This window comes from Gordonia sihwensis NBRC 108236 (assembly GCF_000333035.1).
GTDB classification, from domain to species: Bacteria; Actinomycetota; Actinomycetes; order Mycobacteriales; family Mycobacteriaceae; genus Gordonia; species Gordonia sihwensis.
Map to the genome: position 1 here is coordinate 26835 of NZ_BANU01000021.1, position 22905 is coordinate 49739.

18 protein-coding genes and 2 CRISPR repeat arrays are annotated in these 22905 nt (G+C 67.1%); of the genes, 3 read left to right on the forward strand and 15 right to left on the reverse strand.

Going from position 1 to position 22905, the window contains the following annotated elements; genetic code table 11:
• Positions 1 to 30 precede the first annotated feature (30 nt).
• The 3 genes from GSI01S_RS13730 to GSI01S_RS13740 are packed head-to-tail and all read left to right on the forward strand — an operon-like array spanning position 31 to position 3629.
• A complete protein-coding gene (locus tag GSI01S_RS13730; protein ID WP_039867720.1) occupies positions 31 to 1254 on the forward strand; it encodes a cytochrome P450 in 1224 nt (407 codons plus the stop codon).
• Positions 1251 to 1844 carry a TetR/AcrR family transcriptional regulator gene (locus GSI01S_RS13735; RefSeq protein ID WP_039867721.1) on the forward strand — a complete coding sequence of 198 codons (594 nt, stop codon included), beginning with the start codon at positions 1251 to 1253 and terminating at the stop codon, positions 1842 to 1844. The genes GSI01S_RS13730 and GSI01S_RS13735 overlap by 4 nt, the downstream gene beginning before the upstream one ends.
• Before the next feature lie 54 nt (positions 1845 to 1898).
• Complete coding sequence (locus GSI01S_RS13740) at positions 1899 to 3629, forward strand: GMC family oxidoreductase N-terminal domain-containing protein (protein ID WP_006897185.1); 1731 nt, start codon at positions 1899 to 1901, stop codon at positions 3627 to 3629.
• Positions 3630 to 3707: 78 nt separating this feature from the next.
• On the opposite strand, the gene cysE is transcribed toward GSI01S_RS13740, so the two are convergent.
• The 15 genes from cysE to GSI01S_RS13815 form a co-directional block, all read right to left on the reverse strand.
• Complete coding sequence (gene cysE, locus GSI01S_RS13745) at positions 3708 to 4289, reverse strand: serine O-acetyltransferase (RefSeq protein WP_006897186.1); 582 nt, start codon at positions 4287 to 4289, stop codon at positions 3708 to 3710.
• Positions 4289 to 5227 (reverse strand): cysteine synthase A, encoded by a 939-nt coding sequence (gene cysK, locus GSI01S_RS13750; protein WP_006897187.1) that lies wholly within the window; start codon positions 5225 to 5227, stop codon positions 4289 to 4291. Before cysK ends, cysE begins: the two co-directional genes overlap by 1 nt.
• 268 nt (positions 5228 to 5495) lie before the next feature.
• On the reverse strand, positions 5496 to 6092 hold the full coding sequence (locus GSI01S_RS13755) for an energy-coupling factor transporter transmembrane component T family protein (protein ID WP_006897188.1): 597 nt from the start codon (positions 6090 to 6092) through the stop codon (positions 5496 to 5498).
• Complete coding sequence (locus GSI01S_RS13760; RefSeq protein WP_006897189.1) at positions 6089 to 6787, reverse strand: energy-coupling factor ABC transporter ATP-binding protein; 699 nt, start codon at positions 6785 to 6787, stop codon at positions 6089 to 6091. The genes GSI01S_RS13755 and GSI01S_RS13760 overlap by 4 nt, the downstream gene beginning before the upstream one ends.
• Entirely contained in the window at positions 6780 to 7397 is a 618-nt protein-coding gene (locus GSI01S_RS13765) for a biotin transporter BioY (protein ID WP_006897190.1), read from the reverse strand. The genes GSI01S_RS13760 and GSI01S_RS13765 overlap by 8 nt, the downstream gene beginning before the upstream one ends.
• 285 nt (positions 7398 to 7682) lie before the next feature.
• Positions 7683 to 9785: direct repeats of the CRISPR family, unit length 29 nt; unit sequence GGGACCATCCCCGCTCGCGCGGGGAGCAC.
• Between the two features lie 94 nt (positions 9786 to 9879).
• Positions 9880 to 10227, reverse strand: a complete 348-nt coding sequence (gene cas2e / locus GSI01S_RS13770) for a type I-E CRISPR-associated endoribonuclease Cas2e (protein WP_006897191.1) — start codon at positions 10225 to 10227, stop codon at positions 9880 to 9882.
• The gene (gene cas1e / locus GSI01S_RS13775; RefSeq protein ID WP_006897192.1) at positions 10221 to 11198 is read right to left on the reverse strand and encodes a type I-E CRISPR-associated endonuclease Cas1e; all 978 of its coding nucleotides are present in this window, start codon (positions 11196 to 11198) and stop codon (positions 10221 to 10223) included. The genes cas2e and cas1e overlap by 7 nt, the downstream gene beginning before the upstream one ends.
• A gap of 1 nt (position 11199) precedes the next feature.
• Entirely contained in the window at positions 11200 to 11871 is a 672-nt protein-coding gene (gene cas6e / locus GSI01S_RS13780; protein ID WP_006897193.1) for a type I-E CRISPR-associated protein Cas6/Cse3/CasE, read from the reverse strand.
• Positions 11872 to 12573, reverse strand: a complete 702-nt coding sequence (gene cas5e, locus GSI01S_RS13785; protein WP_006897194.1) for a type I-E CRISPR-associated protein Cas5/CasD — start codon at positions 12571 to 12573, stop codon at positions 11872 to 11874.
• Positions 12570 to 13643 carry a type I-E CRISPR-associated protein Cas7/Cse4/CasC gene (locus GSI01S_RS13790; RefSeq protein ID WP_006897195.1) on the reverse strand — a complete coding sequence of 358 codons (1074 nt, stop codon included), beginning with the start codon at positions 13641 to 13643 and terminating at the stop codon, positions 12570 to 12572. The genes cas5e and GSI01S_RS13790 overlap by 4 nt, the downstream gene beginning before the upstream one ends.
• A 28-nt stretch (positions 13644 to 13671) precedes the next feature.
• Positions 13672 to 14298, reverse strand: coding sequence for a type I-E CRISPR-associated protein Cse2/CasB (gene casB, locus GSI01S_RS13795; RefSeq protein WP_006897196.1), 627 nt, complete (start codon positions 14296 to 14298; stop codon positions 13672 to 13674).
• Positions 14295 to 15884 carry a type I-E CRISPR-associated protein Cse1/CasA gene (gene casA, locus GSI01S_RS13800; protein WP_006897197.1) on the reverse strand — a complete coding sequence of 530 codons (1590 nt, stop codon included), beginning with the start codon at positions 15882 to 15884 and terminating at the stop codon, positions 14295 to 14297. The genes casB and casA overlap by 4 nt, the downstream gene beginning before the upstream one ends.
• On the reverse strand, positions 15881 to 18664 hold the full coding sequence (locus GSI01S_RS13805; protein WP_006897198.1) for a CRISPR-associated helicase/endonuclease Cas3: 2784 nt from the start codon (positions 18662 to 18664) through the stop codon (positions 15881 to 15883). Before GSI01S_RS13805 ends, casA begins: the two co-directional genes overlap by 4 nt.
• Before the next feature lie 673 nt (positions 18665 to 19337).
• On the reverse strand, positions 19338 to 19856 hold the full coding sequence (locus GSI01S_RS13810; RefSeq protein WP_006897200.1) for a hypothetical protein: 519 nt from the start codon (positions 19854 to 19856) through the stop codon (positions 19338 to 19340).
• A gap of 237 nt (positions 19857 to 20093) precedes the next feature.
• Positions 20094 to 20339 carry a hypothetical protein gene (locus tag GSI01S_RS13815; protein WP_006897201.1) on the reverse strand — a complete coding sequence of 82 codons (246 nt, stop codon included), beginning with the start codon at positions 20337 to 20339 and terminating at the stop codon, positions 20094 to 20096.
• Positions 20340 to 21320: 981 nt separating this feature from the next.
• A CRISPR array of direct repeats spans positions 21321 to 22865; the repeat unit is 29 nt; unit sequence GGGACCATCCCCGCTCGCGCGGGGAGCAC.
• Positions 22866 to 22905: the final 40 nt, after the last annotated feature.

A 22905-nucleotide genomic window follows, 5' to 3' on the forward strand; every position in this document is an offset into this window, starting at 1 on the left:
AATATGTGTGAACTGTCTCATAGTTGGGACATGAAGAACGATCTGTCTCCGGAGTTCACCTTGCGGTCGGGTCCGTCCTGGCGCGATCCGTTCGAGATGTACGCGCTCCTGCGCGACCGCGACCCTGTCCATCACGTGGTGCCCGAGGGGGATCCGGCGGCGGACTACTACGTCCTCACTCGCCATGCCGACGTGATGGCCGCCGCGCGGGACTGGGAGACCTTCTCCTCGGCGCGCGGATTGACCGTGGCGTACGGCGAACTGGAGAGCATCGGCCTGCAGGACAACCCGCCGATGGTGATGCAGGATCCGCCGCGGCACACCGCCTTCCGTCGCCTCGTGGCGCGCGGCTTCACGCCGAGACAGGTGACGACGTTGGAGCCCGAGGTTCGCGAGTTCGTGATCGAGCGGCTCGACGACCTTGCCTCCCGCGGCGGCGGAGACATCGCCGCGGACCTGTTCAAACCGCTGCCGAGCATGGTCGTCGCCCACTACCTCGGCGTGCCGGAGTCCGATCGCGGACAGTTCGACGCGTGGACCGACGCGATCGTCGCGGCCAACCCGGGCGCCGACATGGCCTCGGCCGTCGAATCGGCGTCAGAGGCGGTGATGGGGCTGATGGCGTACTTCGCCGACCTCATCGAATTCCGCAAGCGCAGTCCCGGCGACGACACGGTGTCGCATCTGGTGGCCGCCGGCCTGACCGACGACCCGGCGGACCAGTCGGGCGTCCTGTCGGTGCTGGCGTTCGCCTTCACAATGGTCGCCGGCGGAAACGACACGACCACCGGCATGCTGGGCGGCTCGTCGGCGCTGCTGACCATGCATCCGGATCAGCGTGCGATTCTTCGGCGGGAACCCGAGCTGCTGCCGTCGGCCGTCAACGAACTGCTGCGGCTGACCTCGCCGGTGCAGGGGCTGGCCCGTACGGCGACGCGCGACGTCGAGGTCGAGGGGGTGACGATCCCGGCGGGCCGCAAGGTGCTGCTCTGCTACGCGTCGGCCAACCGTGACGAACGCGTGTACGGCGAGGACGCCGCCGACCTGGACGTCCGCCGCGACCCCGCGAACATCCTCACCTTCAGCCACGGATCCCACCACTGCCTCGGCGCCGCCGCCGCACGGATGCAGGCGCGGGTGGCGCTCGAAGAACTGCTCGCGCGGTGCCCGGACTTCCACGTCGACGTCGACGGAATCGAATGGGCGTCCGGAAACTATGTGCGGCGACCGGTCTCGGTACCGTTCTCGGCATGACCGACGATCAGGATCTCCGAGTGCGCGGGGCGGATTGGATGCGCGGCACCCGGCGGCCCGCCGTACAGGACGCGATCCTCGAGATCGCGGGCGAGGTGTTCGCCACGAAGGGGGCCAACGCCTCCATGGGGGACATCGCCGCCGCGGTGGGGTGTTCCCGGGCGACCCTGTACCGCTATTTCGACGGCCGGCGCCAGTTGCAGCTGGCGTACATCGAACGGGTCGCTCGCCGTATCGGCGCCGTGGTGGCCGAGACCGTCTCCGGCCGACCGGAGCCTGCGGACCGGCTGACCGAGTCGATCGTCGTGGCGCTGACGGAGGTCCGCCGGGATCCCGCGCTGGCCGCCTGGTTCACCGCGGCGGGTGCGGGAGTGGCCGGTGAACTGGCGCTGTCGTCGGAGTTCATCGAGACGGTGGCGACGGCCTTCCTCGGCACCGGCGGTGAGGAAGGGGGAGAGGCGGCGCGATGGGTGGTCCGGGTGATCGTGTCGCTGCTCGCGGTGCCAGAGGGGTCGCCGGAGCGAGAGCGCGCAGTGATCGCTCGTTTCGTCACGCCGACCGTGCTCGGATTCACCGAGACCAGGAGTTAGCGTAGCCTACACTGGCTTTCGATAATGAGACAATGATCATTAGTATGGTCGGCTATGGCGCAGACTGATTTCGACGTCCTCATCATCGGTTCCGGATTCGGCGGCAGCGTCAGTGCGCTCCGCCTCATCGAGAAGGGATATCGCGTCGGCATCGTCGAAGCCGGTCGCCGCTTCGAGGACGACCAGTTCGCCAAGACGAGTTGGCGTCTCAACCGATTCGTCTGGGCGCCGAAGTTCGGTTTGATGGGCATCCAGCGCGTCCACATGCTCAAGGACGTCATGGTTCTCGCCGGCGCCGGCGTCGGCGGCGGATCGCTGAACTACGCCAACACGCTCTACAAGCCGCCCACACCGTTCTTCACCGATCCCCAGTGGAACCACATCACTGACTGGGAATCGGAGCTGACGCCCCATTACGAGCAGGCTCGCCGGATGCTCGGTGTGGTGACCAACCCGACGTTCACCAACTCGGACCGCATCATGAAGGAGGTGGCCGACGAGATGGGGGTCGGCGACACCTTCACCTCCACCCCGGTCGGCGTCTTCTTCGGAGCCAAGACCGGCGGCGAGGGCGCCCCGGGTGAGACGGTGCCCGACCCCTACTTCGGCGGCGCGGGTCCCGAACGCACCGCCTGCACCGAGTGCGGCGCGTGCATGACCGGCTGCCGCGTCGGCGCCAAGAACACGCTGATGAAGAACTACCTCGGTCTGGCCGAGCGGAACGGCGCGACGATCATCGACCGGACCACCGTCGATCGCCTGGAGCAGCGGGCCGACGGCTCATGGCTGGTGTCGGCGCACGGGTCGTCGTCCTGGGGCCCGTTCGGCGCCCGGCGGCGGCAGTTCACCGCCGACCAGGTGATCGTCGCCGCGGGCACGTTCAATACGCAGAAGATCATGCATCGCGCCAAGGGCTCGACCCTGCCGAGGCTCTCGGACGCGATGGGCGTGCTGACACGCACCAATTCCGAATCCATCCTCGGAGCGCAGGCGCGGTCGTACGATTCGAGCCGCGACTTCACCGAGGGCGTCGCGATCACCTCGTCGTTCCACCCCACGTCCAACACTCACATCGAGCCGGTGCGGTACGGCAAGGGCAGCAACGCGATGGCCTACCTGCAGACGCTGCTCACCGACGGTGGCAGCGTCCCCAACCGACTCGGCCAGTTTCTCAAGAACGCCGTCACCAACCCGCTGATGCTGCTGCGGCTGTTCTTCGTCCGCAAGTGGAGCGAGCGGACGGTAATCGCGCTCGTGATGCAGAACAACAACAACTCGCTGACGACCTTCGTCCGCAAGCGCGGTCCGTTCAAGTACGTGACGAGCAAGCAGGGCATCGGCGAGCCGAATCCGACTTGGATTCCGGAGGGTAACGAGGCGACCCGCCGGATCGCGGCCAAGCTGCCCGGCGGACTGGCGGGCGGCACCTGGGGCGACATCTTCAACATGCCGCTCACCGCGCACTACCTCGGCGGATGCGTCATCTCCGACGACCCGGCCACCGGCGTCATCGACCCCTACCACCGCGTCTGGAACTACCCGACGCTGCACATCACCGACGGCGCGGCGATCACCGCGAACCTCGGCGTGAACCCGTCGCTGTCGATCTGCGCGCAGGCCGAGCGTGCGATCTCCCTGTGGCCGAACAAGGGTGAGGCCGACCCGCGTCCCGCGCAGGGCGACGCCTACCGGCGGCTGACCCCGGTGGCGCCGAAGGCGCCGGTGGTTCCGGCGGACGCGCCCGGCGCGCTGCGCTTGCCGATCACCCCGGTGGAGAAGGCCTGACCGATCTGAACGCTTATGCCGTTCTCCGTGACTCGAATCGGGTCACGGAGAACGGCATAAGCGTTTGAGCAGGAAGAATCAGATGTAGATCGCCGGGTCGGCGTACGGGTCGTGCACCGGTGCGCCGGCCGCCCGTGTCGTCGCGGCGACGCCCACTGCGACGAATCCGGCCGGAACATCGTGCACCACAACGGCATTGGCGCCGATCTTCGCGTCGTCACCGAGCGTGATGGGACCGAGGACCTTGGCGCCGGCGCCGATCAGCACGCGGTCGCCGACGGTGGGATGACGTTTGCCCTTCGACATGCTGACGCCGCCGAGGGTGGATCCGTGGAACATCACGACGTCCTCGCCGACCTCGGCGGTCTCGCCGATCACCACACCCATGCCGTGGTCGATGAACATGCGGCGGCCGAGCCTCGCGCCGGGATGGATCTCGATGCCCGTGACGAACCGGCCCAACTGCGAGAGCAGGCGCGCGGGTAGACGCGCCGCCCCGCCGGAGTTCCACAGTCGGTGAGCCACCCGGTGGAACCAGAGTGCATGGACTCCCGGGTAGGCGAGTGCGACCTCGATCATCGACCGGGCCGCCGGATCCCGCTCCTGCGCGACGCGCAGATCTTCGCGCAGCAGGCGCAGTAGCGGAACCGGCTCGGACATCAGTCGACCAGCCCTTCGAAGAGCAGCGTCGACAGGTAGCGCTCGCCGAAGTCGGGGAGCACGACGACGATGGTCTTGCCCTTGAGCTCCGGACGCTTGGCGACGTCGACGGCGGCGGCCAGCGCGGCACCGGACGAGATGCCGACGAGCAGGCCCTCCTCGGTGGCCGCCCGGCGGGCCCACTTCACGGCGGTGTCGACGTCGACGTCGATGACCTCGTCGTACACGGTGGTGTCGAGTACCTCGGGGACGAAGTTGGCGCCCAGGCCCTGGATCTTGTGCGGTCCGGGCGCGCCGCCGTTGAGGATGGGCGACTCGGCGGGTTCGACGGCGTAGATCTTGATCTCGGGCTTGCGCTTCTTGATGACCTGGCCGATACCGGTGATCGTGCCGCCGGTGCCGATGCCGGCCACCACGGCGTCGACCGCGCCGTCGGTGTCGTTCCAGATCTCCTCGGCGGTGGTGCGACGGTGGATCTCGGCGTTGGCCTCGTTGGCGAACTGGCGGGCGAGGACCGAACCGCGGCGCTCGGCGGCGATCTTCTCCGCGGCGTTGACGGCGCCGGCCATGCCTTCGGCGGCCGGGGTCAGGACGAGTTCGGCGCCGAAGGCGCGGAGCAGGGCGCGGCGCTCCTTCGACATCGACTCGGGCATCGTCAGGACGACATTGTAGCCGCGCGCCGCGCCGACCATCGCCAGTGCGATGCCGGTGTTGCCGCTGGTGGCCTCGATGATCGTGCCGCCCGCGGGCAGTTCTCCGGAGGCTTCGGCGGCGTCGACGATCGCCACGCCGATGCGGTCTTTCACGGAGTTGGTGGGGTTGTAATACTCCAGCTTGGCCAGGATCGTGGCGTCCATGCCGTCGGTGATGCGGTTGAGGCGCACCAGCGGGGTGCGGCCCATGAGAGCGGTGACGTCGTCGAAAATGGTGGGAGACATGACTTTTCCTTTGCGAAATGGGTCCGTGAGGGTCGGTTTGCAGACACTGATGGCCTGGATCCGGTGCTCAGGTGCCGACCTTGAGAACGGGACGGCACGGTGCGATGAGCCCTACTGACAGTGATCGGTGAGGAAGTACACCGAGTGGGCGAAGAGGGCGCGCGACAGGTGCGGGAAGGGGTCCACCGCATCCTCCTTGAAGTCGTCAAGCCGTCTGATTGAAGGCTAACAGACCGCGGTGACCGACAGATCGGGGAAGGGCTGCTCGTCAGTCCATTCCGCGTGCGGCGAGGGTCTCGGCGAAGCCGTCGGCCGTCTGCAGGGCGGCGAGCACCGTCGGTGCCAGGAGAACGCGCGGGCCGGCGCGCAGTCCGCGGGCGCGACGCGCCTCGTCCACCTGGGCGAGCACTTCGGCGATCAGTGGGATGCTGCGGATGGTGAGCGCGAACGCCATGGCGATGAGGTCGGTCCGCACGCCGAGCCGGCGCAACGGCGAGAGGCCGGTGATGATCGCGTCGAGCATGTCGGTGGTCCGGGTGGTGAGTGTGACGACGGCGGCCAGCCCCACCGAGGCGAGCAGGACCGCGCACACCACGAAGGCTCGCGCGGCGTCGGTGATGATCCACTGGAAGACGAAGAGCGCCGCCAGTACCCAGACCACGCCCTTGACCTGCGACCAAGCGTGGCGGGGCGGAATCCAGGCGAGGGCGAACGTCGCGACCGTGACCGCCAGGGCGATCCCGGCGGCGATCGGTGTTCGGACCACCACGGCGAGCGTGATGATCGACGCCATCAGCGCGACGATCTTGAACCCCGCCGGGAGCCGGTGCAGCAGGGAGCGGCCGGGGACGTAGACGCCGATCATCGGCTCATCAGGTCGCGGTAGAAGGCGAGTGCGGGGGCCGGTTCGTCGTCGGCCACCACCCGGCCGTCGTCGAGGACGAGCACGCGGTCGAAGTCGTCGAGCATGTCGAGGTCGTGCGTCAGTACGATCAGCTGTTCTGCGAGGTCGGCGAACACTCTCCGGAGCATGAGCGCGTTGCGGAGGTCGAGCATGGTGGTGGGCTCGTCGGCCACCAGAATGGTCGGTCCGACCACCATCACTGCGGCGAGCGCGAGCAGTTGCTTCTGGCCGCCGGAGAGCTGATGCGCGGGCTGGTCGGCGTGGCCGTCGAGGCCGAAGTCGGCGAGTACCTCGCGCGCCCGGGCGCGACGCTGGGCCTTGTCGGAGACGATGCGCGAGAGCGAGAGCTCGATGTCCTCGGCCACGGTCGGCATGATGATCTGCCGGTCCGGATCGGAGAAGATGAAGCCGACGTCGCGCCGGACCCTGCGCTTGTTCTTGCGGACGTCGAGCCCGTTGACCGTGACCGTCCCGCGGTCGGGGAGGACGAGCCCGTTGATCATCCGTGCCAGCGTCGACTTGCCGCTGCCATTGGCGCCGACGATGCCGACGCGGCGTTGCGAGATGGCCAGGTCCACTCCGCGCAGTACCACGCGGTCGCCGAAGGCGTGCTCGACGCCGTCGAAGACGATCGACGACGGGGCGGGCTCAGGCACGGCGGAGGAACGACGGCCGCAGCGGCGCGATGAGACCGGGACGGCCGCGATGCACGGGGGCCGCGACGAGAGCGGTCACGAGCGCCTTGAGCACGTCGCCGGCGACGAAGGATCCGTTGGTGGCGATGGCCGCGCCCAGCGACATGTCGGTGCGCAGGAGCAGGCCCACGATGCCGCACGCGTAGATGATCAGGACGCCGCCGAAGAGGTTGATCACGATGCCGGCCACGATGTTGTACTTCGGCATCATCAGCGCGGTGAGCAGGCCGATCACGATCACCGCGGGCAGGAAGCCGACGAAGTAGCCTGCGGTCGGGGAGCCGAGCGCCACCATGCCGGTGCGTCCGCCCGCCAGGATCGGCAGCCCGGCGATGGCCAGCACCATGAAGATGACGACCGCGAGCGTGCCCTTCTTCGGTCCGAGTACCGCCCCCGCCAGCATCACGCCGAGCGTCTGCAGCGTGATCGGGACTCCGCCTGCGAGATTGATCTGCCCGGGGAGGCCGAGGACCGCGATGAGCGCGGCGAAGACGGCGGCCTGAGCCAGGTCGGCGATGGTCAGCGACCAGCGCGAGCGGCGGCCTTCGGTGTCGGAGGAAAGGTGCGTCACAGGGTCAAGGGTATTTGGCGGGTGGCACAGATACCTATTGCGGGCTGGGCGGGAGCGTGGCGCGGGAACGAAAACGGGTGGGGTGGCGGGTGGACCATCCTCGTCGGGCGGACATCGAGGAGTTCGCGACCGAGTCGACGTGGCGTCACGGTGCCGCTCTGACGGGACCATCCCCGCTCGCGCGGGGAGCACGCACGGGGTCCAGAAGAACGACTACCTGCAGATGGGACCATCCCGCTCGCGCGGGGAGCACTGGATCGACCGCACCGATAGTGACCTGGCCCCGGGACCATCCCCGCTCGCGTGGGGAGCACCAACATGCCGATGCGGAGGATCGCTCGACGCGGGGACCATCCCCGCTCGCGCGGGGAGCACGCAGTAGGTACGCCAGAAAAGCCTCCGGGGGCGGGACCATCCCCGCTCGCGCGGGGAGCACTGCTCGAACCGACCTCGGCGAGCGCTGCTGAAGGGACCATCCCCGCTCGCGCGGGGAGCACCAGCCCTACATGTCTACGTCCGACGCATGGGAGGGACCATCCCCGCTCGCGCGGGGAGCACTGGTGGAACCGCCGGATCCACCGGATGCTGTCGGGACCATCCCCGCTCGCGCGGGGAGCACGCGGTGTACTTGCTCGCAGTCGGCGCGAGCTTGGGACCATCCCCGCTCGCGCGGGGAGCACCCGGTCTGATCCAATCGAGCGGGCCGTCCACGGGGACCATCCCCGCTCGCGCGGGGAGCACCTCGCGGTTGGCGCGCATCGACCTCATGATTCGGGACCATCCCCGCTCGCGCGGGGAGCACGACGCCGCTCGCGTCGGGAGGCACCGCGGGCAAGGACCATCCCCGCTCGCGCGGGGAGCACAAGCCACGCCGCACCGAACGACGCCTGACGCCGGGACCATCCCCGCTCGCGCGGGGAGCACGATGAAGGTGCAGGCGGCGCACGCCGATTCGAAGGACCATCCCCGCTCGCGCGGGGAGCACGTGGTGATCTTCGGCGTACCAACCGACGACACAGGACCATCCCCGCTCGCGCGGGGAGCACGAATGGAGGCCGGTGTTGCATGATCATGCGGCGGGACCATCCCCGCTCGCGCGGGGAGCACATGAGGACTGCCGTCAATGCGACGGCGACCCAGGGACCATCCCCGCTCGCGCGGGGAGCACTTGCCCGTCGACCATGTCTGCCAGTCGTCCGTGGGACCATCCCCGCTCGCGCGGGGAGCACCTGTTCCCGCTGCCGCAGTCGGTGCGTGCCACCGGACCATCCCCGCTCGCGCGGGGAGCACCCTCTGCCAGTACCGCGTGACCGACAGCCCGAGGGACCATCCCCGCTCGCGCGGGGAGCACCGGGGATCGGTGGCCGGCTGGGGAGGACCGAGGGGACCATCCCCGCTCGCGCGGGGAGCACTTCGGTGAGACTGTCAGTTCGACGTCGGCGACGGGACCATCCCCGCTCGCGCGGGGAGCACCCGAGCACGCGGCTGGCGAACGTCGGCTGGGAGGGACCATCCCCGCTCGCGCGGGGAGCACAAAGCCGGGGTGCCGGCGGCGCAGATCGGTGAGGGACCATCCCCGCTCGCGCGGGGAGCACACCATCGGGACGAGACGTGTCGATCCGCTCGTCGGACCATCCCCGCTCGCGCGGGGAGCACCGACCCACAGAGACCCTGTATGGGCGTGAGCAGGACCATCCCCGCTCGCGCGGGGAGCACGTAGGAGGTAGTGCGGACCAGCACGGTCCACACGGACCATCCCCGCTCGCGCGGGGAGCACAGCACGTATGACCCGGCGGGCAGCTCCATGCCGGGACCATCCCCGCTCGCGCGGGGAGCACAGACGATTTGGAGGCATATCTATGACGCTGCCGGGACCATCCCCGCTCGCGCGGGGAGCACCGCGAAGCCGATGGATGCGGGCACTGCTTTCAGGGACCATCCCCGCTCGCGCGGGGAGCACGCGGACAGAGCGGCGATCTTGGCGTCGTACGCCGGACCATCCCCGCTCGCGCGGGGAGCACCGACTTCTCCCACTTGGCATGGTCCGCATCCCAGGACCATCCCCGCTCGCGCGGGGAGCACGGATGAGATCACCAGACTGATGCGCGGGCAACGGGACCATCCCCGCTCGCGCGGGGAGCACGGCCAGGCCCCCGGGCATTCCGGGGCCTGGCCCGGACCATCCCCGCTCGCGCGGGGAGCACGAAGCTGTTTGCTCGCGCCTCCGGTCTTCCGGATGGACCATCCCCGCTCGCGCGGGGAGCACCGGGGACCGTATCCACGTGCAGCACTACGGGAGGGACCATCCCCGCTCGCGCGGGGAGCACGTCCCCATCACCAGCGGTGTCATCTGTCCCTTGGGACCATCCCCGCTCGCGCGGGGAGCACACTTCTTGAACAGCGACTACGTAACTCGAGAAGTTGTTCTGGAATCACTTTGCGCGGTCGTGCTGCGGAATGCGCGCGGAGCGCTGATGTGCGTCTACCCGCGTCGACGCCGCCGCATCTGCGACGCTGTGCTCCATCCTTTGCGGACGCGGCCGCGCGTGGTCGCATTGTCGGTCGGGCGGCGGATCAGGGTGATTCCATCCAGGTCGACGGGCTCCCATTCATGGAGGTGAGTTCTGAACGCAAGCCGTTGTTCTCCATCTGAACTGTGCACCATGATGGCCTTGCCGTTGCTCACGTACTCGATGATCTGCGACCACAAGAGGTCCCTGACTCGCGCGGGCACGTGACCGACGTATACCCCCGCACTCACCTCGAGCAACCACCGCGTCAGATGACCGCGCAGCTTCGGCGGGCAACTCGTGAGCACGACGACTACCACGGCGGTTCCATATCCTCGGGCGCGAAGTTGGTGCCGCCGACGACATTCCCCTGCCGGTCATCCCACAATTCGATGACGTCGGCGTAATCCTCCCGTGCATCGCCGCGATCGTCTCCGGGAAGCAACAGGGTGTGGATGTCGCGCACACAGCGCGTGAGAATCGCTCCGGACTTCACCGCGTCGCGTACCGCCCGTCGAGTGATGCCGCCGACGTCGTCCTCCGGAAGATCCTCACGCTCGATGGTCTCGGCGACGTCGAACGCCACCGGAATCGTGATGTCAGCCTTGTAGAGGTCGGCGATGTCGTAAACGAACGAGCGGTCGTGACCGGTGTGGACGAAGCCCAGACCCGGACTGCAACCGAGAGCGACCACCACCGAGTGCACGATTCCGTAGAGACACGAGTGAGCCGCTGACAGCGCCTGGTTGATCACGTCGGAACTCGCGAAGTCGTCCGGCTTGTAATCTCGGCGATTCCACTCGACGCCGGTGCGATCGGAATGGGTCCGGTACAGACCTCGCACCCGCGCGCCTTCACGCCCCCGCAGCTGCTGCATCGAGCATTCGGACACGTCGTCGTCGGGAAATCGCATTTCGTACATCGCCCGCGCCACGGCCACCCGTGACCGTGTATTGGTCACGGCCCGCGCCTGCGCGTCCAGCAGGCGGGTGGTTCGCCCGAGTGGACGTCCATGCGCGTAGTAGCGAACGCCGCGCTCACCGACCCAGACAGCAGTCGACCCACTGTCGGCGAGCAGCAGCATCGCTTGATGGGTGACGCGAGTCCCCGGCCCGAGTAGCAGCGCGCCAAGCGATGCTGCCGGGATGTGGATGACGCCGGCATCGTCGGTCGCGGTAATGGCGCTGTCGTCGCGGCCGATGGTCGCGCGCTCGACGTACACGAACGAGAGTCGATCCTGCACGCGAACGAGTTCACTCGGCCGCGACGGGCGAACGCCGGGGATATCCATGTCAGCTCGCCGGCAGCAAGGTCATGAGCCCGCAGCCGTAGCCTTTGGCGCGTCCGATGCCGTGAGTGAGTGCTCGGCGGAGCAGGTCCGCGTCGGCGACGCGCAGACGTCCTTCGAACGAGGCGGTCACCAGGGTCACCTGCCGTTGGCCGCGTCGGAAGACTGCGGTGTCGCGTTCGCTCACTACCAGCTCCTCCCGAGGGTCTTCGACGTCGTCGCCGGCGCTCGCGACGAGTTCGAAGCCGTGGCGCTCGGCGCGCTCTGTGAACCACTGTCGCTGATACGCCGAGGTGACGTGTCCGACGATCTGTTTCCGCCCGTCGTCGGCGGTCATTCGGTGAGTCGGGTTGGCGGTCAGCCTGAACACGTACTCCTCTCCTGCGGACAACGACTCCAGAAAGGTCGTGTAGTCGCGTGTGGCCCACGGTGATCCGGTGGTCCACCCCGCCTGCTCGCCGATGTGTACTAAGCAGGGTTCCGACGGACTGACGATCAGCAGGTCTACCGCGTCATCGCGCCGATCCACACGCCACAGGACGCGCCCCTCCGCCGACTCCGTGGTGGTCCCTGGCGCGAACGCGGACATCACAGCCGCGTGCATTGCGTGTCGACTGCCGAGGAGCTTCACAGCTCCACGTCGCCGATGATTGAGGGCGATTCGAGACATGTACATTCAGCTGCCTCCTAGTGCGGCCAGCCAGTCCGGATGCGACGCCGGACGCTGAGAATCGGGATTGTCGACGGGCACCAGATCATGAACCACGTCACGCCACTCGTAGCGGCGGTGCTCGGGGTCGAAGCTGACGGGGTAGTCGCGGACCGACTCCGCGACATCGTCTCCCGGACCGGCGTCGCGGACGACCGGCAGATGAACCGTTGCACCCTGAAGCCGGCGGTGGCGAGCGCTTGCCACCCACGGCGCCGTCGCAAGCGCCTCCTTCACTGAAGCCTCGACGATCCGACCGCGCAATGGCCCTGCGGGGGGAAAGGCCCTCCGGCCGAGGTAGAGCGGAAACGTCGGATGGCGCAGACTCTCCGCCAGACCGTCGAGCAATTCACGCGGACCTTCGACAGCGGCGAGGAATCGTGCGTCGGCGAGGTAGTAGCGATGCGTCAGAGGCCTCGACTTGCCGTTCCGCCAATCGATCTCGGTTTGGAAGTCGCGCTCGAGCCGGCCGGGCTGGTCGGTCCGGACTCCGAAGGTCAGGGCGGCCAGATCTTCGATGGGGTCGGTGCGGCGCCGACCGAGTGCCGCAGCGAACAGTCCGACCACCCCGCTCTTGGTCGGCTCCGGTCTCGTCTGCCGTTGAGTGAACCGGCTCGAGTCACCCCACGATTGCTGCGGCCCGGCGAGTTCCAGAAGCAGCGTGCTCACTGTCGGCTGTCCAACTGGTCGCGGACCTTGTCGCCGAGCGCGGACACCAACTCGCTGATCGACACCGCCTGCGCGAAGTCGTCGAGTCCGTCGACGTACTTGGTCGACAGGACGTACGCCGACTCGGGCGCGGCGTCGAAGGATTCGTAGACGCGCTGGGCCTCGTCGACCAGCGCAGTGATCGACCGCTGTGTCAGGCTTCCCTCGAGCTTGACCGGGTCCGTTCCGGCGGCCCGCGCGGGACGATGCTGCGCCTGTACGGGCTCAACCGCTTCTTCGAATGCCGCAGCGAAATTGATCGGCTCGTCGGTGCGGACCGTTGCGAGCACGAACGACGGCAGGGTCTTATTGGCGAAAGTGTTGCGCTTGCCGGTCGGCATCGACCGGATGAAGGCACGAGCGAAGGCTTCTACTCCTCGTGCGGAAGCGTCAGCGGAGCCCAGATTCTCCTGTAGGAGCGAGACATTCACCGTGGCGTAGCGGTACAGGGTGGCCGTGTTGAACTCGACGGTGCCGATCATCCCGGCACCCGCGTTGTCTTCGGACTGCTTGTCGTCGACGGCGGTGAAGTAGTCGAATTCGGGAACGACGGTGTGGGTGCCGATGGCGTGCGCCACCTGTGCGGCGGCGTCGACGTTGACGTCGGGAGCGTCGGCGAGGTCGGCGAGTGCGTCGATCTGCGGATTGCTGAGGAATAGGAGAGCGCCGGTCTTCGAGTACTCGGTCTGGTCGGGGTCCGACTTGCGGGGCTTCACTTTCTCGACCTTGATACCGCTGGCAGTGAGCACATCGACCGCGAGCTTCTCGGCGGCTTCGCCGACGATGGACGGGTCGCGGTCGGTGATGCGGGCAGCGATCTGATCGATCATTCGGAGAGTCCGTACGCCGAGTTCGGTCTGGTCGAGGTGACTGTCGAAGTCGTGTCGCATCGCACGCTTCCACGCCTGACTCGAGACGCGTGCACGTCGGGTGCCGCCGAACACAGTGGATTTGGGACTGCCGTCCTCATCGCGGTTGATGTTCGACGGCGGGACGGCCTGGATGGCATGAAAATCGATGAAGAGGGACATGGTTTCTCCTGTTATTCGAGGGACGTGTTCAAACAGATTCGGCGGTGGTTTGGGGAGTGCGGCTGAAGTCACGAGACCACTGGAGTTGCACTCTGCGCCTGGACTCGCCGGGGGCGGTGCCCTTGCGTTGCTTGCCGGCCAGGGCAGCGAGATCATCGGCGAAACGGCCGTAGTCCAGTGGAATCCCGTGGGCGCGGAGTTGGCCGACGAGACTCCGCAGATGCCATCGGGTCTCCTCCGGACTGTCTGCGGTAACCAGTGCATTGAAGCGCTTGAGCACCGGTTCGCTGGGGCCGTCGGAGGACTCGGTGTGGGCGAGCCGGCTCAGGGCGGTACCGAAGGAGGGGCCGTCGACGTGCATCGGCTCGTTCTTCGACTGCTGGTGGAGCGCATACAGCCGGAGTGCGTCGTAGACGGCTTGTTCGTCGAAGGTGGGAAACGGGAAATCGCCGTCCGGCGTCGGATACCCGAGAAAGGCGACCTGCCAGGCCGCGGGATCCTCGCCGATCTGGCTGGTCGCCGCTCGCCGGAGCTTGGCGAACGCGGCCACGGCCGGGCCGCTGTTCCTGCGGGCCCCCGCGTAGAGGTCGGCGGCGCGCTTGGCCACATGCCTGTTGATGCCGTACCGCTCTCGGGCTTCGGTGCCATCGGTCATTTCGCATGGTCCTTTCGGGCGTCGGGGAGATGTTTGAGCAGGTTGTACCGGAACCAGTTGGCCGACGTGCCGGCCGAGACCTGTCGACCGTCGACGGTTCTGACTGCGCGTGATCGCGGTGTGGCGGAATCGAGGAGTTGGTCAGCGAGATCGGAGAGTGCGTCGCGGGCCAGTCCGTACCACGCCTGCGACAGCTCTTCGCTGTCGCGATCATTGTCGACGAATCGGATCCAGTCCCGGAAGCGTGGGTCGAGGGCGGCGTACGCGGCGGACCGCGCGGCCGATGCGGCGCCGGCCGGTTCGCCGCCGTCGGCGACGGCGAGATCGCCCGCCAGTCGCGCCAACGCGCTGACCGCGTCGTCGGCGCGCTTGACGGCGTCGATGACGCAGGCGTACGAGGATCCCTCGGGGTCGGCGATCGCCGGGTAGACGACGAGACTGTCGGTGAAGATCTCCGAATAGCTCGACATCTGCGCGCCGTACTCGACGCCGACGGATACGACGTCGACGAGGCTGTTGGGGATGTCACCGATGGACACGCGCTCGCCGAGGCGTGCCACGATCGTCGACGGATGGGCCAAGACCACGCCGTTCTTGTCCTGCTGCGGCCTGGGCGACGGCAGGAGTGCGGTGAGTCCGCGCCACAGCGACCTCTCCTGGGAGTGAGCGCGCGGCATGTACAACGGGGTCTGCGATTTCTCCTTCTTCGTCTGAGGATCGCTGTAACGCCACGATGTCATCGGCTCGATCCCGTACTGGAACGCCTTCGCGATCGGATCACCGACGCAGATCAGCACTCGGGTCACTTGGTCCCCGTCCGCGAAGAGTCTGATGTGACGGATCGGCCAGGTGAACAGACCCGCGGGACCGAACGGCCCGATCGCCGATGCCGGCCGCGGCTCAGGCGTCAGCGGCTCGAGCTCCCACAATGCACGATCTCGCTGCAGATGATCATTGTCAGGCACCCAGTTGTGGAGAAGAGTCTCACGGAGATCGCGACCCTCGAGATACAGCCCGCCCAGCCATCCGGCCCAGCCGATGCCAATGGGATAGCCGCGCCCGCCCTTGGTCCGAGGGTCGTCTGCCGCACCGGTCTTGATGCCGTCGAAATCGTAGGCCTGACAATGGACGAGCCACCGTGCGGCCTCGGCGAACGGCAACGATGCAACGTCTCGCCGCATGGTGAAGAGGCTGTCGTCGCCCGGCGAGTCGGGAATCAGAATGCCCAGCGGCTTAGTGTCGCCGGAAGTACTCCGCAACCCAGCGACCTGCATGAACGGTTGTGTCGGATGGAAGAGGTCGAAGCGGTCGTGCCACTGGTCGAGGTATTCGTCGATGCGATCCAGCGGTAGCGAACCGGAGGTCCAGACGTCATGGATCTCTTCGTCCGTGCCCAGCGTTCGGTACATCACTGCGAGCGCGATGCGCAGAATCGCGAAGTCCTGTGTCGGGAGTTCACCGGCGATGCGCCGGATTTCAGTGCAGCGGTGAAAGAGCGCTCGGAGCGAGACCGTGTCGGACCGGCCGTCGCAGAGGCGCACGCGAATCCACGGCTCATCGACCAGATTGAAGTTCGGTTCAGTCATAGTTTCTCCAATGGGGTGACGACCAGCCCAAGGTCGTCGTCGTAGTGGAAGTGATGGTCGGCGTGTTCGGCGTTTCCATCGCGGTCCAGAACTAGGGGCAGCACGCCTCGAAGCCAGCGTGAGTTCTGCCAGGTGTCGATGCAGTTGTCTTCGAGTTCAGCGATGAGTGCGTCGCCGATCCCGGCCGAGCCCAGGAATCCGGGGAGTCGGAGAGTGTTCATCGCGGCGGCGCGCGCGATGTCGTCTTCGATGACGGTTGCGAAATCAACGTCTTCGCCTGCCATCTCCGTCGCCCACTCGGGAATGATGCGGCGGCCGGCCATCCGTTGGATCACGACAACTTCGATCGTGTCCTCCGAGTCCCGGACCTGTGCCACACTGCGTTCGCCTGTGGGATCGGATGCGAGCGCAGCTTGATCGGCCCAGCCGACGAGCGGGCGTTTCGCCGGAGCCGGGATCAAGAACGAGCGTGCGCGCTGTGCCTTCTTGGCGCGTACTTCGTCAGCAGATGCCTCGGCGTCCTCCCACTCGGTCTCCCATCCGGGCGGTGCGGTCACCGATTCGTATGCGTGCGAGACGAGACCGGAGACATGGTCCGGGCTGACGATCACGTCATGACGGGCGAAGTGCTCGTCGAGTGTGGCGATGCAGCGCAACAGCGCGGACTTGCCGTAGACGGCCCGGCAGCCGGCGTCCAATTCCGGTGCCGCGTCGTCTCTGCGTGCGAATCCGGTGATCCGAAGCCGTGGGGTCTGATGTGCCGACGGTCGGGAGGCGTCCTTGTGACCGTGACGATGCAGTCGACCGGCGCGCTGGATCAGGAGGTCGATCGGTGCGATGTCGCTGAACATGGCGTCGAAGTCGATATCCAGCGACTGCTCGATGACCTGGGTCGCGATCACGATCAACGGACCGTCGCGCCGTTCGGCGTCGGGTCCGAGCCGCTCTCGGAGACGTTGCTCCTTCCGCATCCTGTCCGGAGTGAGGAACCGCGAGTGCAAGAGGTCGATCTCAACCTCCGGTGGCACGATGTCGGTCAACAGACGATAGAGGTCCTGGGCGCGACGAACGGTGTCGCAGACGACGGCGATGTTGCCGCCGCCCATAGCCGCCGTGAGTACGGCGTCCGCGATTTCGTCTGTATTGCCTGGCAACTCATCGATCGTCAACCGTGAGCTGCGCCCAGACGAGGGCACCGCGATCACTGTCGATCCGCTGTCGGACGTGCATGTGAGCCGTGGATAGGTGGCATCGTTTGCGGGTTTCGGAGTCTGCCTGCCGAGCCCGTCGTTGTACGCACTGACCAATTCGTGACGGATCGACGGTGGGAGAGTGGCCGACATAGCGACGACGGGCACTCCGTATGCGGCGAGCCATGTAAGCATGCGGCACAGATACTGGCGCATGAAGTGGTCGGCCGCGTGGACCTCGTCGAGGACAACGACCTTTCCCGCGACTCCGAGGTGTCTGAGCACCACGTGCTTGGCGCACAGTGCCCCGAGCAGAAGCTGATCGATCGTGCCGACGACGAAGTCCGACATGGTCGCGAGCTTGTTGCGGCCGGTGAGGAACCAGTGAGCCACAGCGCGGCCGTCTCGACTGTCGTCGAACACCGAGGACATGCGCGGCACGGCCTGGAAGTCGGAGTTGAACTGTGCCTTTCCGTGGGCCAGGCCGAGAGAGACATCGTCGTCGCCTTGAATCAGATCGAGCCATTCGCGCACGGTGCCGAAGATCCCGTCGGACGTCGCTTGCGTCGGGAGCGCGAACAGGACGCCGCCGAGCCCGAACCGTGCGGCGAGGACCTCGCTTCCGCCGAGCGCGGCCTTCGTCTTCCCGTCGCCGGTCGGCGCCTCGATGATGATCAGTTCCGGACGTTCGATGGACCTGGTGAGGTCCACTAAGCGAGTCTGAAGCGGTCTCGGCGCGGAAAGTTCGAGATGGGCGGCGAATAGTTCGTTGTCGTCCGGGAGGTCGGCTGACCACGGCGGAGGAAGCCTCAGGGCGCGCATAGCGTCGGTTGCTGCATGTGCGGGACGAGGGCTGGTACGCAGGGGGAACGAGTCGGAACTGGAGGCGATCCAGTCCGCCATGATCGTGAGCCCGGTCGCGACGACCGCCGCTGTTTGGGGGATGAGGCGTGAACCGAGTTCAGTGAAGTCCTCAGTGGTCAGGCCGGCGAGGGTCTCAGTGAATGCGACGAGTTCTCGCTGAACCGTCTCCCATTGCGTGCCGGTGCCGAGGAGTTCGACGCTGCCGCCATCGTAGTGGGGTGGCGGGGTAGCGAAGGTGCCGTGGTGGCCGAGGGAAATGGCCGCCAGTGCTGCAGCCTCCCGCTTGCCCAGACCGTGTGTGCGTGTCAGACGATCTCTCAGGACGAGGTAGCCGGCCATCGAGTGAGGCAAGGCCGACCGGTTCCGGCAGACAGACGGGTGGAAGGGCAGTCCGGCGTCCTCGGCCTTCGCCCGCAGGTGCTCTACCTGTACGCAGAACGCGGGGCTCGCCTTGCCTGAATCGTGTGATGCTGCGAGCCATACGAGCATCCGGCGGGCGAGGTCAGCGTCGTCGCCGAGCGCCGCTGCGACCTCCCGCTTCACTGCGTTCGGAAGGAACTCGTCCCACAGGATCCCGGCGACGGCGGCTGCGTCGGCCATGTGCTGATAGAGCGGCAGCCACTCGACGCCTTCGGTGTAGTCGGACTTGGCCCACAACGACCGCGCGGCGTCGGAGAGGCCGACGACCGCGGCGGAAATGTCCGACCCGAGTGCTTTGCTAGGCATGAGTCAGGTTTAGCAGGTGGGTGTGACGCATGCAACCGAGTCCAGAAATGGGCACCCAATTATTGATTTGAATCGTCTCAATTAAGGAGGGCTCGGCCTGCCGCTGCAGGCCGAGCCCTCCTTAGCAAACCCCGCGCTGGCGGGGACCACCTCGATCCGAGGATGCCAGACATAGGTACCCACGGATCATCCCTGATGGAGGGCTTGGTTGAAGTCGGGTTCAACCAAGTATCAGCGTATTAGGCTTTGCTAACTTGCGCAGTGAGAAGAGGTTCCGTGCGTGTTGCGTAGAGGATCGTCGAGCTCAGCGGCCGTTCTCCGTAACGGGACTGGCTGCGGCTTCGGGCCGGAGGTATCGGATGCATAGCGGCAGCGTCCGCTTCCGTCCCTCCCCGCTCGCGCGGGGAGAACTTGAACGTGCCGGTCGACTCGGAGTATGCCTCGCTGACACCACGGAACGCGACACCGGGCAGCGTCTGCTCCTGGTCGTCGCGTACGCGTTGCCTTCGATCGGCATCAGCGGGAGCCGGTCCAGGATCGGGGACTCCTGCACGAACATCTCGTGAATGGCGCGCGACAGCTGATTCTCGAAGAGAACCGCGGCTTCGGCCAGAGTGACAGCCATGAGCTGTTCCTTTCTAGTGATCCCGACGGCAGCCGCCGCCGGGGGTCGTTACTTGCTGGTCTGGTAGTACACAGACGCACGAGCGGCACCAGGTGCCGCCGTCGCCGCCGTGTCGTTGGCGCCCGCCCCACCGACGCCCGCACCGTCCGTCCGGTGTCCGGCGGCGGACTGAGCGTCCATGTCGGACTTGAGCTGCTGCGCATCGGCGAGCATCTCCTCCGGGGTCGCCCCCGCGATCCGCTTGGCCCACGACAGCGGCAGCCCCGCCTTCTCGGTGGCCTCGTACTGGTCGGCCTTCAGCTGAGCGGCGCGGTGATCGGCGTCGCGCTTGGCCTCGGCCTCCTGCTTGCGCTGCTCGTCGGTCTTGTTCTTGTCCTCGATCTCGGCGAGCCTCTGCGCCAGAGCGTCTCGCTCCTGCTCCGCAGCAGCCCGCCCCTGGCGCTTCGACACCAGATCCGTCGGGACAGCGTTCTTCGAGTGCTCCGACTTGAAGACATCGCCACCGTCTCCACCGCCGCCGCCTCCGGCATCGTGCCCACCGTCGCCGCCGCTGTTGTCTTCGCCCATCGCGAAGAACCGCAGTCGCGGATGGCGCCCCTCCGGAGCGCACGGAGCGATGATCGAATGCAGGGTCCTCGGAAGGTGCGATGCGACATGACAGGCTCCATCTCGGATGAGTCCGGATCTCCCGGACAACACAAAGAAGGCCCGACCGCATCTCGCGGTCGGGCCTAGAAACGGACGAAACCTCCAGCCGTTCAAGGCATAGGGGTAACCACCGACATCAGTCGGCCTGTGGATAACTCAGGACGCAAGGCGACGCGCGATGTTCCGCACCACCACGACGTCCTGCTCATCGAAGTCGGCGGACAGCGCCAGCAACTGCTCCATCTCCTCAGCCGAGACGTCCGCAGCGTCCTCTGCGACGATGATCGCCGCGACTTCGAACTCGCCAGCGTCAAGGGCACCTGTGGCCATGTCTCGGGAGGCGTCGTCAAGCGCGGTGCCATGACGGCGCACCAGCGTGGTCGCGAACTCCTCGATGTCCATGCTCACGAGTCTATCCCCGCGCTGGGTATCCGGACCAGAACCGCGGTCCCGGTGGATCGGTTCTGATCATCACCCGAACCTCCACACCGTCGACTTCCCGAGTGAACTGGAGCTTGTCTCCGCCCCTGGTCACGCGGTCCGGCGCGCGAACAGTCAACTCCAACGCGTCTTCGATGTCCTGATCGGACCACGACCGCGGGAAGTGCGACTTCTTCGGAACAGTCGATCCGTGCCGGTGCTTGTGCAACACCCTGCGCATATCTCCAACAGTCGGCATCGGAGCATTGCGCGGCGTGAAGGGAATCGAGGAACCATCGCCCAACGGCGGGTACTCCTCCGGCACGTCCATGCCCCCAGGGTTCCACCTGTTCGGAGGAACGCGACCGCCGCCCCCCGGGTAGATCCTCCCTGAGTCACAGGTCTGCGCGCTGCCTTCGGTCGAGTCATTTCCGCGCCACCGCGAACGGTGCGAGACCTGCCTGGCCGGTCCATCATGTACCCGTGCTGATGCAGCAGTTCCACCGCAAGGTCGCGATCGCCGCCCGCGGCCCGATAGATCGCATCCGGCATCACCGACCGCGCCCGAGCTCGTCCTCCGCGTGAGTTTCGGATCGCCTCGGCTTCGGCCTTCGTGATCCGCCCTCGATGCCCGCGTGCATTTCGACGGGCTCTCGCGCGCGCAGCAGGATCGGCTGTTCACGAAGGCCGGCGCGCAGGCGATCCGTGATGCGCGGACACCGACGCGAACGACAATCCTTGCGGAGCTCGAGGTACTCGACACTCACACCCTCCGGCACGTACGGCAGAGCTTGGTTACCGACGGAAGATCCTCGAGGAGGTCTACATCTCGTCGCCGTGGGTGACGCTCGCGTCGATCGAGGCAGAGATCGATGACCTGATAGAGACCGACCCGGCGCAGGCCGGGCCATCCCCGCTCGCGCGGGAGCACGACCAGGTTGTTGCAGACGAGAACGTTGTCTCGGGACCATCCCCGCTCGCGCGGGGAGCACCCGCGAGGACCGACCTGGATCGGCAACGCGAAGGGACCATCCCCGCTCGCGCGGGGAGCACATGGCTTGATCATGGTTAAGCATCATGATTCCGGGACCATCCCCGCTCGCGCGGGGAGCACACTTGATACGCCGCCTTGACGGTGGTTCCGAAGGGACCATCCCCGCTCGCGCGGGGAGCACGAGCCTCGAGATGCGCGCATCGCAGAAGCAGTGGGACCATCCCCGCTCGCGCGGGGAGCACCCGACACAGGTCGCGCTCGTGGTCCTCAACGGGGGACCATCCCCGCTCGCGCGGGGAGCACATGCGGCCGTTGTCGCCGTCGCTGCCGCGCTTGGGACCATCCCCGCTCGCGCGGGGAGCACATCGGGCCGTGTGCGTCGGATGTCTGTGTCGTGGGACCATCCCCGCTCGCGCGGGGAGAACCATCGCGAAGGCTGAAGCGCACACCGCCTCCGAGGACCATCCGCGCTCGCGCGGGGAGCACCGCATCGCTACCGCACTGAGCCCCACCGTCCGGGGACCATCCCCGCTCGCGCGGGGAGCACGGCGAGGTACATGATGGGGCTCCTTCCAGGGGGGACCATCCCCGCTCGCGCGGGGAGCACCGGTAATGACGTAATGCTTAAACAGGATGGTTGGGACCATCCCCGCTCGCGCGGGGAGCACATGGTGTCGAAGGGGAAGGTCTCGTTCAAGGACGGACCATCCCCGCTCGCGCGGGGAGCACACCAACGTCGAGTGCGTCGAGTGCAAAGAAGAGGGACCATCCCCGCTCGCGCGGGGAGCACACGTACCGCTTGGTGAAGCACCACTCCGAGAACGGACCATCCCCGCTCGCGCGGGGAGCACTAAGTCACTCAGCGAAAACCGTTTCCTATGCCGGGACCATCCCCGCTCGCGCGGGGAGCACGAGCAGGCCACCATGCTGTGGCTGCTCCGCAAGGGACCATCCCCGCTCGCGCGGGGAGCACCGCAAGAGCGGCGACAGCCTGAATTTCGCGCTGGGACCATCCCCGCTCGCGCGGGGAGCACCGATCCGGAGCCGTGGCCTGGCGCGGGGACGAGGGACCATCCCCGCTCGCGCGGGGAGCACCCGATCATGGACTTGGCGCGATCGATCACTTGCGGACCATCCCCGCTCGCGCGGGGAGCACGATACGCACCACCGCCCAAGCATTCGGACCATCCCCGCTCGCGCGGGGAGCACTCGATGGTGCTGGACCACCGTATGCTCCGGAGTGGACCATCCCCGCTCGCGCGGGGAGCACTCATCCTCTGTGGAGGCGGCAATGGCTGACGGAGGACCATCCCCGCTCGCGCGGGGAGCACACTCCCGCTATCCGCAAACGCCTGTACCTGGCGGGACCATCCCCGCTCGCGCGGGGAGCACAGAGGAATTCCGGCGATTGGTCCGGGCAAAAGGGGACCATCCCCGCTCGCGCGGGGAGCACCCGATCTGCTTATCGAAAGGGATCTTGCCCTTGGGACCATCCCCGCTCGCGCGGGGAGCACGTTTTCGAGGAGCCAACATTCGAGCCTCCCGAGGGACCAT

Bases quoted from the DNA above. Each gene is read 5' to 3' on its own strand.
- GSI01S_RS13730 (WP_039867720.1), top strand. From the start codon at position 31: ATGAAGAACGATCTGTCTCCGGAGTTCACCTTGCGGTCGGGTCCGTCC.
- GSI01S_RS13735 (WP_039867721.1), top strand. From the start codon at position 1,251: ATGACCGACGATCAGGATCTCCGAGTGCGCGGGGCGGATTGGATGCGC.
- GSI01S_RS13740 (WP_006897185.1), top strand. From the start codon at position 1,899: ATGGCGCAGACTGATTTCGACGTCCTCATCATCGGTTCCGGATTCGGC.
- cysE (WP_006897186.1), bottom strand. From the start codon at position 4,289: ATGTCCGAGCCGGTTCCGCTACTGCGCCTGCTGCGCGAAGATCTGCGC.
- cysK (WP_006897187.1), bottom strand. From the start codon at position 5,227: ATGTCTCCCACCATTTTCGACGACGTCACCGCTCTCATGGGCCGCACC.
- GSI01S_RS13755 (WP_006897188.1), bottom strand. From the start codon at position 6,092: ATGATCGGCGTCTACGTCCCCGGCCGCTCCCTGCTGCACCGGCTCCCG.
- cas1e (WP_006897192.1), bottom strand. From the start codon at position 11,198: ATGGATATCCCCGGCGTTCGCCCGTCGCGGCCGAGTGAACTCGTTCGC.
- cas6e (WP_006897193.1), bottom strand. From the start codon at position 11,871: ATGTACATGTCTCGAATCGCCCTCAATCATCGGCGACGTGGAGCTGTG.
- GSI01S_RS13790 (WP_006897195.1), bottom strand. From the start codon at position 13,643: ATGTCCCTCTTCATCGATTTTCATGCCATCCAGGCCGTCCCGCCGTCG.
- casB (WP_006897196.1), bottom strand. From the start codon at position 14,298: ATGACCGATGGCACCGAAGCCCGAGAGCGGTACGGCATCAACAGGCAT.
- casA (WP_006897197.1), bottom strand. From the start codon at position 15,884: ATGACTGAACCGAACTTCAATCTGGTCGATGAGCCGTGGATTCGCGTG.
- GSI01S_RS13805 (WP_006897198.1), bottom strand. From the start codon at position 18,664: ATGCCTAGCAAAGCACTCGGGTCGGACATTTCCGCCGCGGTCGTCGGC.
- GSI01S_RS13810 (WP_006897200.1), bottom strand. From the start codon at position 19,856: ATGGGCGAAGACAACAGCGGCGGCGACGGTGGGCACGATGCCGGAGGC.
- GSI01S_RS13815 (WP_006897201.1), bottom strand. From the start codon at position 20,339: ATGGACATCGAGGAGTTCGCGACCACGCTGGTGCGCCGTCATGGCACC.